This window comes from Thermostichus sp. MS-CIW-25 (genome assembly GCF_054060015.1).
Map to the genome: position 1 here is coordinate 1 of NZ_JBSSCS010000055.1, position 14,419 is coordinate 14,419.

Genomic DNA, 14,419 nt, shown 5'->3' on the forward strand with positions numbered 1-14,419 from the left:
GTTCGCGTCAGCGGGACGGAGTCCTTGAAGCCCGCACTCTTTCGCTTTAGCGGCGCGGAGCGCTTTGCGTCAGCATGAGTGCGGGAGTATGTCACTAGTTTGGCAAAAAGAAAGGACTCCGTCCCGCGGACGGTGGGTTGGCCAAACCAGGGGGGGAGCTCTAGGGATCCACCACCTCAAAGGCCCACAGACCTCGCTCAGCAGGGATCCGGTGCAACCGTCCGCTGGGAAAACGCCGTTGCAGTTCTGCCCCTTGCTGATCCCATACCCACTCGTTCATGAACAGGGTAAACGGTGGCTCCAGCGCCTGGATGGGCAACACCTCAGGGGAAAACACCGCTACCTTTTGTTCCCGTCCGGCAAAAAATTGGATCCAGCTTTGCCAATAGTGGGGTTCCCCCCAGCCGAAATAGGGGTAGGCAGTGCTAGCCGCCAGATAGAAGCGGTAGTCGGGATCCATTTGGCGAGCTGCCACATAGCGCCCGGTGGCCCCCACATCGTTGCCCTGCGTCCAGCCTTTGTGGACAAAGTCTCCAAAAATGGCCAGGTTCCACCCCCCAATCAGCAGGATTGCCCCCGCCATCGCCGCCGCCGGCAGCCAACTCCCGGCCCGGGATCCCCAGCGTTCCAGGAGACCTGCCAGCACTTGGATCCCTTCCAAGGTTAGATAGGCTACAAAGGGCAGGATCACCAGCAGGCGGGTGTAGTTGGGGGCTTTGGTGATGGCCAAGCTAAACAGCAGGTAGAGAAATAGGAAGCTGCCGATACAGAGCCAGTCGTGGGGCTGGCTGCGCTTCTTGAAAAGGCGGTAGAGGCCGGATCCCAGCCCCAGCCAGATCAAAGCCCCCGTCAAGGGATCCACAAAAGCATGGCCGTAGTTGGGATAGATGTAGCCGCGGTCGTGCTGGCCGGGGTCGTTGAACATACTCAGGCCGTTGAAGATGTTGCGCCAGACCGCCTCCTCTGGCGTAGCCGCATTCACCCACATCTGTTGTAACGCCCGCCCTTCCGGGAAAAAGAGAAATTGTTGGCGAGAGTACTCGGCGCTCACCGCAGGTGCTGTGACCGTGGCCACCAGAATGGGCCCAGCCACCAGAAAAAAGCCCAGCGCCGCGGGCACCGTCAGCTTAGCCAGGACCCAGAGGGGATTAGCTTGCTTGTTTTCTCCTCGGAGATCCTCCCGGCCCAGGAGCAGGTACAGAACTCCAAACAGCAACCCCAGCAGGATCACCACCCGCCCCGGCAAATAGCCGTAGAGGGAGAAAGCCGCCGCTCCTCCCCCCAGATAGAGCAACAGGGGATTTTTTTCCCGCACGCCCTTGAGGAGCAAGGCCAGGGCCGCACACTCCACCAGCACAATCAGGTTTTCCCGCATGGCCATGCGGCTGATGCCCAGCAAGGCGTGGTTGGATCCCAAGAGGGCCGCCCCCGCCAAAGCCAGCCGGGATCCCCAAAATGCCCGAAAAAACCCGTAGGCCACCAGAATGGTGACGACCCCGAAGGCGGCATGTACCGTGCGCACATTGAGCAGCGTGACTCCCCCCATCAGCCGCGTCAGGCCGCCGAAGAGGCTGAACATGAAGCGGGGGAAATAGAAATACTCCGGCATCAGCCCAAAGATATCGGGATAGCGCACCCCTGAGGCGCGACGGGCCATGGAGGTGATCACAATCTCGTCAGTATTGATCTGAAAAGGGATGTTGGGCAGGTCGTAGAGGTAGATCGGGGCAAAGACCAACACCAACAGCCCCAGGTGCAACAGCTCCTGTTGCCAGCGCAGCCGCGTCGGATCCCAAGGGGGTTGAGCCGGGGAAAACTGCGCCCAATACAATCCCACCAGCAGGATGCTCAGCAGCCAGAGGCCAATCTGCAGCACGTGGTAGCCAAACACCCCGTACCAGAGGATCAGGGCTACCCCCAAGCCCAAGCCGGATCCCAGCAGGGGCAGATGCCGGGAGGTCATCACCCTATCCCAAACCGCCATAGAACCGATACGACTGGAATCAGGAACGAATCGATCCCTCTCAGCCTACCAGGCGCAAGATGCTCGACAAAACCAGAACTCAGTCAGCGCCCTCCCCCCTAGTCTTTCTCCCAAGGGGCGAGGGGAGATCAGAAAAGGTTGGAATCAAAACTTTGCCCCACCTGTTCTAGGGATCGCCAACAGGGATTCACAAAATCAATAACCCCGCATCGGCTCCGCCTCTGGCTCCAATTCCGGATCTATGAAGTTGGACGGATCGTAGAGGAAGCGGTTGACCTCGTCCTCAATGCGATAGATCTCGAAGGGCTCCAATTGTTTGCCAGTTCGCAAGGCCAGCAGGTAGCCATCCACCAGCAGACGTAGCTCATCGGTGCGCCGGTAGCCCCGCTGCCAGGTATCCACCAGAGCATCGGTCAAAGCCTGATAGTGCCGGATCAACTTTGGGTCTTGCAACATGGTGTTCCCTTGCCCTGCCTGTTTCTATCCTAACGTTTGGTGTCTCTTTGTAAGCGGGGATTGCGAACGGGATCCCGAAGCTTGGTCTCTTCTTGGCTTCAAGCCATGGGCAGGTGCAGTCGCGAAGGCGTCTCGCCACCGCTGCGGAGAGTGATGGTGAGAATGCGGGCCTCAATCAGCCGCTCTTCCCGCATTCCCGTGCCTGTGTTGACAGGATAGGCCGGAAAACAAGCCGCGCTAAGGCTGAGGCGCAGAGCATGACCGCAAGGAATGCGAATACAGGTGGGCTGACAGGGAATCAGAATGGGGGTACTGGGCTGGGGATCCCGTAGGCGACAATAGCCTTGGGAAAAGTTATACACCTGCCCATCGGGCCTTACCACCGAGAGCACAGCGCAAAGATCGAAACTGGGGCTGTCCGCCTCCGCGTACACCTCCACAGCAATGTCCCCGACCAGAACCAGCTCGGCTTGCAGCGGCGGAGTGGTATAGGTCAGGACATCGGTGCGGCAGTCGAGGGCGGAGCGCTCTTGCGGCCCGGCAGGCTGAACTAGGTGGCCCCCCAAGGCCGGCACCGGTCGCCAGGGATCGTGAACAAAGGTATCCGATTGTTGCGTCGGCGAGGGTTCAGGGCGAAGGGATCCCTCTGCTTCTGAAAGGGCAGCCAAGCCGGTGCTGTGTAGGTAAAAAGCTTTTGGCTCAGGGGTAGGCCAAGCATCAAAGCCGCGCCAGCGGTTGGATCCCATCTCGAACAGGCGTACCGGCGGCTCCTGGAGGATCCCTGTATCTTTGCCTTTGAGGAACTGGTCAAACCAGCGCACCTGCAGGCGATCGATGGGGCTGACAGCCTCTGGGCCAAAGTCCAACGCCCCCACTTTGCGCCCCCAAGGGAGATGGATCCAAGGGCCGATGATCAGGTATTGAGGGTTCTGGCTGCGGGCGCTCATTTCCTTGTAGAGGCGCAGGCTACCACTCAGGTAGCTGTCAAACCAGCCGGCAATGTGTAGCATCGGCAGATCCACCACCTCTAGACGGGGAGAGAGCTTGCGCCAGTATTCATCCGGCTCGCTGTGCTCCAGCCAGTCGAAGTAATAGGACTGGGGGGCATACTGCTGCAACACCCCCGGCTTGAGGGGGATAGGGTCGTAGAGGGGGAGATTGCGGGCAGCTTTCAAAAGCGCTTGGTAGGCATTGGCATCCCCCCTGAGACGCGCCCCTTCGGTCTCCAGTTGCAAGGCCCAACTGAGGTTGTTCTGAAAGGCAAAGGCCCCCCCTGGGTAAGCGGCATCGGCATAGAGATCGTAAGGCAGCATCGCCGGGCAGATGGCCTTCAAGGCGCTGGGACGGGTAGAAGCCGCATACAGCTGGGTCATGCCCTGATAAGAGAAGCCGTACATGCCCACTACGCCGTTGCTCCCCGGCAAGGCAGCCGCCCAATTGACGGCGTCAAACCCGTCTTCCACCTCATGGCGGAAAGGGTAGAAGGATCCCTTGGAAGTTCCCCGTCCGCGCACATCCTGGATGACCACAATGTACCCCTGGGCCGCATACCACCTGGGATGGGCATACACCACCGTCGAGGCAATGGCCCGCCCATAGGGCTGCCGCATCAGCAAAACCGGGTAGCTCCCCTCCCCTTGCGGGCGATAGACATCCGCGTCCAGTTGGATCCCGTCGCGGGTGAACATGGAAACAGTTTCGCGGGGGCGAACGGGCAGCATGGTCTGGGTTGGGCTAGCAAGTCTTGCCAAAGGAAAACCGGCCAAGGAAACCCAAGGGATCCCTGGGTGGATTCTTCCCAGGATAAAACAGAAGCTTTTAGGAGAGAGGAACTCCCACCTGAGTTTGAGCCTCTTCCCCGGTATTGTCCTTGATCTCCGGCCTGCTGGCGCAAGCGCGGCCTCTCCCAGACCCCTTTTTTTGGGAAACTGAGAATCTGAGAAAAGATTTATTTATTTCGGAGTACCCCCGACCTTCCAACTTCCACAGCTTCCAGAGCCTCTGAGGTCTAAGCCTCAGCGAGTGCCCTTCTCCAGCCTCCGGATAAGACTGCCATATCCTCTTCATCCAAATCCGCAGGAGTACCGGATCGGATGAGCTCGGCAAAATCTTCGTTGGGCACCATGAAGCAGAGGGCGTAGAGGCGGCCTGGGCCGGTGTTGCGGATTTCATGCACGCCTGTTGGCGGAACCAAAATGCTGTCTCCGGTTTTGATGGGAGCAGCTTTTCCATCGCAAATGGCCATGCCCTCACCCTTGAGGATAAAGAACATCTCTACAGCCATTTGATGGCGGTTGGGAGGGGTTTTGCCTCCCTCATCGAAGATCTCCACACAAAAAGTCAGAGAAATCTGAGCATGAGAAGGATCAAACACAATGGCCAAGCGATTGGTATCGTGGGGGCTGATGCGAAAAGCCTGATAATCGGCAGGGGTTTTAACAATTGGGATCACACAGCGGGAGAGCGTTTGCATCGGGATCCTCCACTCAAGAGATGAGGGGTGAATAGTGGGCAAGTGCTAACAGGGGAGAGCCGCCAGCAAGTCAGGGGAGGAGGCGACAAAGCCAAAGCATTGCTTGACGTTATAGAGGGTGGCCAGCAAACAGTATTCAGGAGAGGTGGTGGCGGCGCAGTCTTCCAGCAAAATGCAGTCGTAGCCGAGGAAATTGGCGTCTTGCAGGGTGGTCATGACGCACTGGTCGATGTTCACACCGGCAAAGAAGAGGGTGGTGCGCCCCAGGTTTTTGAGAATGCTATCGAGAGGCGTATCCCAAAAGCCGCTCATGCGGAACTTGTCCACCCAGATATCCTCGGGTTTGACTTCCAGTTCCTCCACCACAGCAGCGCCCCAACTGCCCCGCGTGAGGACCAAAGACCCGTTCTTAGGCAAGGGATCCCCCAGCCCTACTCCCTCTCCGGTGGGGTTGTACACATGTCGCAAGCCGGCGCTGATGTTGAGCAAGTCAGGGCGATTGCCCCAGTTCACCCACACAATCGGCACTTGAGCTTGTCGCAGGCGGGGCAGCAGGGCTTTTAGAGGGCCGATGGGAGCCCGTGCAGGTGTAACATCGACGCCAATGCTGGCCAGCCAACCGTCGGGATGACAAAAGTCGTTTTGCATGTCGATCACCAGCAGCGCCGCTTTGGCCAGATCCAAGCGCAGGGTTTTGCTGGAGGTGGGTAGCAGGATGGGCCGGGGATCCAAGGGCGGACGGGTGATGTCGGCCATTTCGGCATTCACAGCCCAGGCATTGGGAGGGATCCCAAGGGTCTTCAAGGGGCGATTGGGGGTGCTCATGGATTCTCCGCTCGCGTCGCGCAGCAGTGGGATCAGGTTGGGCGGATGACCCACAACTACGCTCGACCTTAATGCACAGCCAACCTCACTTTGGAATCGTAGGCTACACTTTCTCACCTTATTAACGCATGGGATCCCCCAGGGTTAGTCGATAGGGGCTGAGATGGAGATCAGGAGAAGAAAAACCGAGGAGATTTCCGAAAAGCTGCCCAGGGATCCCTCCCTGCACGCTATGCTGTAGAAACTTGAAATGATTATGTAGAAGCATGAGCATCCTGCGGCAATATATCTTTCCCGCTCTCATCCTGCTGGTGTTTCTGTTTACCCTGGTGGTGGTGAGCATTCGCTCGTTTCTGCCGGAGGATATGGCCCAGCCTGCCCCTCTAGAAGAAGCGACGCCTGTGGCCCTTTCTGCAAATGCCTGAGGATGGCTGAACAAGGGATCCCTTTGCCCGCCGGTTACCGTTGGCGCATTGGTTCAGCCTGGGATCGGCCCTGGGTGCGACGAGGATTGCAGGCCACGTTGCAGGAATCTTTTCCAGAGCAAAGCAACTGGGATCACCTGGAAGAGACGCTGGATCGCCTCTTCGACCCACCCCGCACCCCCTGCTGGTGGATCTTGAAAGAAGAAACTGCAGAGCCGGTGGGCTGTGTTTGGGCCGGCATCTCCACAGATCAAGCCACCCATCGGCGGGTGGCCTACGTCTTTTTGCTCTGGGTGGATCCCGCCCATCGTCGGCAGGGCCTGGGCAGAGCTTTGATGCAACAGGTGGAACGCTGGGGATCCCAGCAGCAGCTAGCTGCCATTACCCTGCAGGTTTACCATCACAACCAAGCCGCCCTCCATTTCTATCAGCAGGCCCACTTTGCTGTACAAGGCTACTGGTTGTACAAGCCGCTCAGCCCCGCGCCCATAGACGCGCATGTAGAAGAGCATGAATACAAAGGTCATGAAGTTTTGTGAATAAGCCGGGATCCGCTCTCAGTTGCTCCTTTGATGAAAGCGTGATGAAAACGATGGCATCGACCGGAGGGAACGCCCATGTCCAGACCCGTCAAGCTAAGTGAAGCCGAGATCCAGGCCAAGCTGGAGAAACTGCCCGGCTGGTCTTTGCGGGAGGGAAAGCTGCATCGCCAATTTCAGTTTGGTTCCTTTGTCGAAGCCTTTGGCTGGATGAGCAGTGTGGCCTTGGTGGCCGAAAGCATGGGGCACCACCCCGAATGGAGCAATGTCTACAACCGCGTGCGGGTGGATCTCACCACCCACGATGCCGGGGGCATTACGGAATTGGACTTCACCTTGGCGCAACGCATGAACGAGCTGGCCAGCTAGACGCTTCAGTACCCAACTTTGGGGATCCCTCAAAGCCGGCTTGGCAGAGGATCCCCATTTTGTCGCTGCCTCAAAGTTGTGTTGGATTGTGTTGGGAGCTGTGTCGGTCTGATAGACTAAGCCTAAGGTTAAGAAATGATAATTTTATGAACGTGCTGGTTGTGGGGGCGACGGGAACGCTGGGCCGTCAGGTGGTGCGCCGAGCCATCGAAGAGGGACACCAAGTTACCTGTCTGGTGCGAAATCCGGCAAAGGCTGCTTTCTTAAGTGAATGGGGCGCTCACCTGAAGGTGGGAAACCTGCTTCAGCCCAGCACCCTCAACTCCGCGATGGAAGGCATCGAGGCGGTGATCGACTGTGCCACGGTGCGGGTGACCGATACCCTCAGCGCCCGTCAGGTGGACTGGGATGGCAAAGTTGCCCTGATCAATGCGGCACGGGCTGCCCAGGTAGGGCATTTTATCTTTTTCTCCATCATGGGCGCCCACCACGAGTATCCCAATGTGCCCCTGATGAATTTCAAGCATCACATTGAGAAGTATTTGGTTGGATCCCAGATGCCCTACACCATTTTCCGGCCAGCGGGCTTTATGCAGGGGTTGATTGGCCAGTACGCCATCCCCATCTTGGAAGAACAAATCGTCTGGGTAACCGGCGAGGGCATGCCAACGGCCTACCTAGACACCCTAGATGCAGCCCGGTTTGCGGTGCGAGCTCTCACTGTAGAAGCTGCCAAGCAGCAAATCTTTCCCTTGGTGGGGCCCAAGGCTTGGACGGCTCGAGAAGTCATTGCCTTGTGCGAGCAGCTCTCCGGCAAAAAGGCCAAAGTCAGCACCATGCCGCTGGGACTGCTGAGAGGGGCGCGCAAGGTGGCGCAGTTTTTTCAGTGGAGCTGGAACATTGCCGACCGGCTGGCGTTTGTGGAGGTGATCGCGGCCAAAGAACCCATGCACGCCGATATGACGCCTGTATGCGAAACCCTGGGGATTGAACTGGCCTCTCTGACCTCTCTTGAGGACTACCTAGCGGAGTATTTCCAGAAGATGTTGAAACGGATTCGCGAGCTGAAGGTCAAGCAACCCAAAGTCAAAACGCCCTTCTAGGTCGTTGTTCTCAATCTTCATCTTCTTGGCAATTTCACAGGGACTTACGATGGTAGCTTTGGGATGAAGAGGTGAATGGGATCCTGCTTGCGTTAGCCTATCGAAGACCGGAAGTAGGGCAGCAGAACTTCGGGGATGTCCTAGAGCCATTCACGGTATCTGCGCAGCCGGGGATCCTGAGTTCCCAAGGAGTTTATTCCCATCCACGCTTTGGAGAGGGGAGTGGTGACAACAACAGAGGTTATGCTGTTGCTCCTTCTTAAGCTATAGACTTTTGTCTATAGCTTTCATCGAGAAGTTCAATTTTTATCTATCCTAGTTCGCAGCTAAGATGCTGCTTAAGATTTTTTACAGGATCTCAGCAAGTGTTCCAGTTTGGCCAAGATCCCTGGCCGAAGGAGGATTATGAGCTTGAACGGGCTGGTCACAACTGCATGGCTGATTCCCCTCTACGCCTTGGTGGCGTGGGCGGGAGCGCTGATCTGGTCCCCAGGAATCACCCGGCGCACGGGACCACGTCCGGCAGGTTATCTGAATGCGCTCTTGACGTTGATGGCCTTCCTGCACAGCGTGGGGGCGCTGGTGGCAATTTGGGATCAGCCGGCGCAGGTCATTCGGTTGCCCTGGCTACAGGTGGGGGATCTGATGTTAGAGCTGCCGCTGCAGGTGTCATCGGTAACTCTGGGGGCCTGCGCTGTGGTGACGGGGCTGAACCTGGTGGCCCAGATCTACGGCTTTGGCTACATGGAAATGGACTGGGGCTGGGCGCGGTTTTTCTCCCTGCTGGGCCTGTTTGAGGGGGGGATGTGTGCCTTGGCTTTGTGCGACTCCCTCTTTTTCAGCTACGTGATCCTGGAGATTTTGACCCTGGGCACTTACCTGTTGGTGGGCTTTTGGTTCAACCAATCGCTGGTGGTGACGGGAGCGCGGGATGCTTTTTTAACCAAGCGCATCGGCGACCTGTTGCTCTTGATGGGGGTAATCGCCATCTATCCCCTGACCGGCTCCTGGGAGTTTGAGGATTTGGCGGCCTGGGCAGAGGCGGTGCAGGCAGGATCTGTCACTGTGGATCCCACCCTGCTGGCCCTGGTAGGGCTGGGGTTGCTGGCCGGCCCCGTAGGCAAGTGTGCCCAATTTCCTCTGCACCTGTGGCTGGATGAGGCGATGGAAGGGCCGATCCCCTCGACGATCTTGCGCAATGCGGTGGTGGTGGGCACAGGGGCCTGGGTGTTGATTCGCCTGCAACCCCTCTATGAGCTTTCCCCAACGGTGCTGAAGGTGATGCTGACTATCGGCAGCTTGACGGCGGTGGGGGGATCCCTAGTGGCCTTGGCCCAGATCGATGCCAAGCGGGCCCTGTCTTATCTGGTGAGCGCCTACATGGGCTTGATCTTTGTGGCGGTGGGCACCGGTCATCCCCAACAAGCCTATGGGTTGCTGCTGACCTATGCGCCCGCGATGGCCCTGTTGGTGATGGCGCTGGGCATGGTGATCTGGAACAGCATTACCCAGGATCTGCGCTATCTAGGAGGCTTGTGGTCGCGGCGCCCTATCTCGGGGCTGTGCTTCTTGACCGGGATGGCTGGAATCATCGCTTTGCCTCCCTTCGGCTCCTTTTGGGTGCTGACGGATCTCTGGCAGCAGTTGGTGCAACCGGGGCAGGGGTTGTGGGCGGCAGTTGTGCTGGTTACCAATGCGGTGACGGCGCTGGGGCTAACGCGGGTATTTGGCCTTGTTTGGGGGGGCAAACCGCAGCAGATGAGCGAGCGCTCGCCAGAGGTGCATTGGCCGATGACGTTGCCCAGCACCGCCATGATGGGGGTAACGCTGCACATGCCCATGATCCTAGCGGCACTAGGTCTGATTCCCGCTCTGGAAGGGATCCCTGTTGGGGTAATGACGGGATCCAGCTTGACAGGCATTGCCTTGGGAGCCTGGCTGTATCTGCGTCCGCAGCGGCAGCCGGTGGACTGGGCCTTCTTGGCCGACTGGCAGGATTTGTTGGCCAACGACTTCTACACCCCCAAGCTCTACCGGGCCAGTGTGGTGTTTGCGGTACGCATCATCTCTGAGGTTACAGCCTTGTTCGACCGCTATGTGGTAGACGGCTTGGTAAATTTGACCAGCTTGGCGGTATTGGCGGGTGGACAGGTTTTGAAATACACCACCTCTGGCCAGTTGCAAGCCTACGTGCTGACGATTGTGGTGGGGGTGGCCCTGCTGGGCTGGCTGATTCTCTAGGCTTGGGCAAGGTAGCGGGACGGAGTCCTTAGATAAAGAGGGAAAAGACCATGCTGAGTGCCTTGATTGTGTTGCCGATCTTGGGATCCCTGCTCCTGTTCTTAGGCTTGGGGGGGCGAAAGCTGGCGGTGGCCTTGGCCGGGATCCCGCTGGGGATCTCGCTGCTGCTGTTTGCCAACTTTGACCTGCAAGCGGAAGGGCTGCAGTGGGTGCAGCGGTGGGATTGGATCCCGGCAATTGGGCTGAGCTACTCCCTGGGCCTGGACGGGTTTTCCCTGCTGATGGTGGCTTTGAACGGGTTGCTCACGCTGATTGCGGTGCTGACAGCTGAGCCAGAGGTGAAGCGGCCCAACCTCTTATACGGCTGCATTTTGTTCATGAGCGGGTCGGTCAACGGGGCTTTTGTTGCCCAGAACCTGCTTTTGTTCTTCTTGTTTTACGAGCTGGTGCTGATCCCGATCTACCTGCTCATCTCCATTTGGGGCAGCCCCAAGCGGGATTATGCTGCCATCAAGTTTTTGATTTACACCGCCGTTTCCGCCATCTTTCTGTTGGGGGCCTTTTTGGCCATCTACTGGCTGGGGGATCCCCATAGCTTTGAGCTGCTGGAGATCCGCATCACCTCTCTCAGCCCTGTTGCCCAGACCTTGACGCTGTTGGCCTTGATCGTGGCTTTCGGCATTAAGATGCCGCTGATCCCCTTCCACACCTGGTTGCCTGATGCATACGGGGAGTCGTCGCCGCCAGTGGCCATCCTCCTGGGAGGGATCCTCTCCAAGTTAGGCACGTACGGTCTGTTTCGCTTTGGGCTGCAGTTGTTTCCTCAAGCTTGGGCCGACCTGGGTGGGATCCTGGCCTGGTGGGGAGCCATTGCCGTGCTGTCGGGGGCTTTGGCGGCCATCGCCCAAAAAGACATCAAGCGCATGGTGGCCTACAGCTCCATCGGCCATATGGGCTACATCCTGCTGGGCATGGCGGCAGCCACCCCCATTAGCCTGACCGGGGCGATGGTGCAGATGGTCTCCCATGGTCTCATCTTGGCGCTGCTGTTCGATTTGGTGGGCTTGGTGGAGCGCAAAGTGGGAACCCGCGATCTGGATGTGCTCAACGGCCTGCTCAACCCCTTGCGGGGCTTGCCCACGGTGAGTGCTCTGCTCATCTTGGGGGGGATGGCCAGCGCCGGGATCCCTGGCCTGGTGGGCTTTGTGGCGGAGTTTTTGATCTTCCAGGGCAGCTACCAAGATTTTCCTCTGCCCACTTTGATCAGCATCTGTGGCACCGGCTTGACGGCGGTGTACTTTGTGATTTTGCTGAACCGCACCTGCTTTGGCAGGTTGGACAACCGCACCGCCTACTACCCGCGCGTGCATGGCTGGGAGCGGATCCCAGGGCTTATTTTGACGGCCTTGATCGTTTGGTTTGGGATCCAGCCCATGAACCTGGTGAAATGGCCGCAACCGTTGGCCTTTACCCTATCCACCCAGGTGGCTCAAGCGCAAACGCTTATCCTGGCCTCGGCTGGCGATCTTGCCGATTCTCCCTAGGGAGCTGGGCTGCCTTCTCTGGAGCAGATCAAGGCAATCGGGAAACTTCCAGGAATTGAGATCCCAGGGAATGACCTCAAGGAGCCAGAACTTTTGAAGAGTTGGAGACTTCTTCTATGACGACAACCCTCACAGCCCGCAAGCTGCCCCCTTCTACCCATCCTTTTGCGGATATAGTCCACCGCCTGGAGGCAGGGGGATCCATGCTGCCAGATACGCCGGAAAACCTGATGCAAATTATCGGCCTCTACAAAGCCTATGCCGTGCCAATGGATTTCTACTGGCGGGATCTGCTCTACATTGCCGAGCAGGTGTTTGTGGATCCCTTGCCTTTTTTCAAGTTCATCATTCCTGAAGAGTATCTGAAGCTGGCCAACCACTACGCGGGGGATAACGCGGATTTGCGCATTTGGCGAGGCCAGGCTACGGCCCATCCCGAGCTGCTGGAGTTTATGGAAAAGGGGGAGCTGAAGCGCAAGCTGCCCAGGATTTTGCATCACCTCTGGCATGACCGCATCAACATGGAATTTGCCGAAGAATGTATGCGGGCCATGCTCTGGCACCGGGATATGGGGGGCTTGCTGGATCCCTACATGGATTCCGAAGAATACAAGCAAAATGCCGACCGCGCCATCCGCGCCTATTGCCAGGGCAACCCCTTGTTGATGGGGCTATACAAGCTCTTCCCCGATATGTTTTTGGAGCTGTGCCGCCAGGCCACCATGTACTCGGTGTTGGGCCTGTTTTGGGAGGTGATGGCTCCGGTCTTTTTTGAGATGAGCGATCTCTACGATGAAGGCAAAATCACCAGCGTGCCGGAGGCGATGAACTTTCTGGTCAACGGGATCTTCGCCATTGCCGGACGACCCATCTACCACCGCGTGCGTATTCGGGGAGAATGGTACGATATTGTGCCCAAATCCAAAGGATTCACCTGGCTATATGAGGCTGCCTTCCCCTATGTAGAGGCCGTGTTTTATCGCACCTCTCCTTTCCGCGGCACTAAGTCCTACAACGCCCAGGCCAACGAAGTTCCCACCAACCAGTTGGACTTCCACTACGGGATCCTCTACGCCGATAAGTTTCCGGTGGGCACCGCCGGGATCCCACCCACGCTCTTGCACCAGGATATGTACCACTTTTTGCCCCAGTATTTGGTGGAGTATTATCGCAAGCATTGCCGCGGCGAAGAGGACATGCTGATTCAATTGGGGGTTAGCTTCCAGCGCTCCATGTACAACGTCACCTCAGCCGTGATTCAGGCGGGAAGGGCCGCTTTCTTGTATCCCCTTGATGATCCAAATCCACGGCACTTGATGATGAACCGCCGTTATTTTGAGGGACAACTCAATCGCTTCACCCGACCGGAATATGGGATCCGAGAAGCCGCCCGTCTTTCCTACATCCAAGATCAGAATTATCGCTAGCCTATGGCAACTTTAACCATCCCAAAACATTTCGAGCAGCAACTTTGTTAGCAGCAACTTCCCAGCCAAAGGATCCCGGCCATGCCCGATATTGTCGATATTGCCGTCTCTGCTGAGGGCTTTTCCACCTTGGTAACTGCCGTTAAAGCGGCAAACCTGGTAGACACTCTCAAAAGCCCTGGCCCCTTTACCGTTTTTGCCCCCACCGATGGGGCTTTTGCCAAGCTGCCTCCTGGCACCATCACCACTCTGGTGCAAAACATCCCCCAACTGACCCGCATCTTGTGTTACCACGTGGTGCCCGGTCGCCTGAAAAAGGCGGATTTGGCCAAGTACCAAAGTGTGGGCTCGGTAGAGGGATCCCCCATCGACTTGTTGATCGAAGGGGACGTTTTCGAGGTCAATAACGCCACCGTTATCCAAGCCGACATCGAAGCCGATAACGGCATCATCCACGTCATCGACACTGTCATCCTGATGCGGCCCCACTGGTTCTGGCCGATCATGAACTCTGCTTTGGCCGCCTCGGCCAGAGGATAAACGGATCCATCCTGAACGGAGGTTGGGGAAAGTGCCTTGGTGAACACTCTCCCCGGCTATGCCTTCCAATGGGTACGGTCAGAGATTTCTGCTCCGTGTGCAGTCTACACCATCCCCCGCCCCCCACAGGGTGGGGATTTTTGTCTCTCGGTAGCAGTGATGTCGCCGTCTTTTAAACCCAGAGATGAATCCGAAGCTTGGCCTGATACGTACCTTATTTAGCCTGTTCTCTGACCGAGGAGCTTTTTTCCATGTTGTTGATCGGTTTTGCCCTTCGGCCTCGTTCAATTTTCGAGGCTTTTTGCGGCTTTTGCCTGGTTGCTGTCTTGTTTCTCAGCGGTTAAGGAAGCTTTACAAATCTCACAACCCCACTTCTACCCATTGCTAACTTTGGCCCTTGTCAAGTCGCGATTTTTGTGGGTTTTTCTTCCACGGCCCAAAGCGGGCCCATGTCCAGGTAACGCCGGAAAGCCCAGTCCTCCGTGGCCCTCAG

Annotated in this window: 13 protein-coding genes; 8 read left to right on the plus strand and 5 right to left on the minus strand. The window is 57.5% G+C overall.

Going from position 1 to position 14,419, the window contains the following annotated elements; translation table 11 throughout:
• Positions 1 to 160: 160 nt before the first annotated feature.
• The 5 genes from ACVWZ1_RS13370 to ACVWZ1_RS13390 all read right to left on the minus strand — a co-directional run bounded on the left by ACVWZ1_RS13370 (position 161) and on the right by ACVWZ1_RS13390 (position 5,738).
• Positions 161 to 1,963 (minus strand): glycosyltransferase family 39 protein, encoded by a 1,803-nt coding sequence (locus tag ACVWZ1_RS13370; RefSeq protein ID WP_457503665.1) that lies wholly within the window; start codon positions 1,961 to 1,963, stop codon positions 161 to 163.
• A 216-nt stretch (positions 1,964 to 2,179) separates the two neighbouring features.
• A complete protein-coding gene (locus ACVWZ1_RS13375) occupies positions 2,180 to 2,440 on the minus strand; it encodes a DUF6761 family protein (RefSeq protein ID WP_011434405.1) in 261 nt (86 codons plus the stop codon).
• Between the two features lie 98 nt (positions 2,441 to 2,538).
• Positions 2,539 to 4,161, minus strand: coding sequence for a CocE/NonD family hydrolase (locus ACVWZ1_RS13380; RefSeq protein WP_457503666.1), 1,623 nt, complete (start codon positions 4,159 to 4,161; stop codon positions 2,539 to 2,541).
• A gap of 287 nt (positions 4,162 to 4,448) precedes the next feature.
• Complete coding sequence (locus ACVWZ1_RS13385) at positions 4,449 to 4,913, minus strand: cupin domain-containing protein (protein ID WP_457503667.1); 465 nt, start codon at positions 4,911 to 4,913, stop codon at positions 4,449 to 4,451.
• A gap of 45 nt (positions 4,914 to 4,958) precedes the next feature.
• Positions 4,959 to 5,738, minus strand: coding sequence for a cysteine hydrolase family protein (locus ACVWZ1_RS13390; protein ID WP_457503668.1), 780 nt, complete (start codon positions 5,736 to 5,738; stop codon positions 4,959 to 4,961).
• A gap of 266 nt (positions 5,739 to 6,004) precedes the next feature.
• On the opposite strand from ACVWZ1_RS13390, the gene ACVWZ1_RS13395 reads away from it, so the two are divergent.
• The 8 genes from ACVWZ1_RS13395 to ACVWZ1_RS13430 all read left to right on the plus strand — a co-directional run bounded on the left by ACVWZ1_RS13395 (position 6,005) and on the right by ACVWZ1_RS13430 (position 13,926).
• The gene (locus ACVWZ1_RS13395) at positions 6,005 to 6,163 is read left to right on the plus strand and encodes a hypothetical protein (RefSeq protein ID WP_011434410.1); all 159 of its coding nucleotides are present in this window, start codon (positions 6,005 to 6,007) and stop codon (positions 6,161 to 6,163) included.
• 2 nt (positions 6,164 to 6,165) lie between these two features.
• Positions 6,166 to 6,702 carry a GNAT family N-acetyltransferase gene (locus ACVWZ1_RS13400; protein ID WP_457445429.1) on the plus strand — a complete coding sequence of 179 codons (537 nt, stop codon included), beginning with the start codon at positions 6,166 to 6,168 and terminating at the stop codon, positions 6,700 to 6,702.
• A 78-nt stretch (positions 6,703 to 6,780) separates the two neighbouring features.
• A complete protein-coding gene (locus ACVWZ1_RS13405) occupies positions 6,781 to 7,071 on the plus strand; it encodes a 4a-hydroxytetrahydrobiopterin dehydratase (protein ID WP_011434412.1) in 291 nt (96 codons plus the stop codon).
• Positions 7,072 to 7,217: 146 nt separating this feature from the next.
• The gene (locus ACVWZ1_RS13410; protein WP_414418553.1) at positions 7,218 to 8,174 is read left to right on the plus strand and encodes an NAD(P)H-binding protein; all 957 of its coding nucleotides are present in this window, start codon (positions 7,218 to 7,220) and stop codon (positions 8,172 to 8,174) included.
• A 405-nt stretch (positions 8,175 to 8,579) separates the two neighbouring features.
• Positions 8,580 to 10,415, plus strand: coding sequence for an NAD(P)H-quinone oxidoreductase subunit F (locus ACVWZ1_RS13415; protein ID WP_457503670.1), 1,836 nt, complete (start codon positions 8,580 to 8,582; stop codon positions 10,413 to 10,415).
• A gap of 50 nt (positions 10,416 to 10,465) precedes the next feature.
• On the plus strand, positions 10,466 to 11,959 hold the full coding sequence (locus tag ACVWZ1_RS13420; protein WP_457503672.1) for an NADH-quinone oxidoreductase subunit M: 1,494 nt from the start codon (positions 10,466 to 10,468) through the stop codon (positions 11,957 to 11,959).
• 116 nt (positions 11,960 to 12,075) lie between these two features.
• The gene (locus ACVWZ1_RS13425) at positions 12,076 to 13,386 is read left to right on the plus strand and encodes a CO2 hydration protein (RefSeq protein ID WP_457503673.1); all 1,311 of its coding nucleotides are present in this window, start codon (positions 12,076 to 12,078) and stop codon (positions 13,384 to 13,386) included.
• 81 nt (positions 13,387 to 13,467) lie between these two features.
• On the plus strand, positions 13,468 to 13,926 hold the full coding sequence (locus tag ACVWZ1_RS13430) for a fasciclin domain-containing protein (RefSeq protein WP_011434417.1): 459 nt from the start codon (positions 13,468 to 13,470) through the stop codon (positions 13,924 to 13,926).
• Positions 13,927 to 14,419 lie beyond the last annotated feature (493 nt).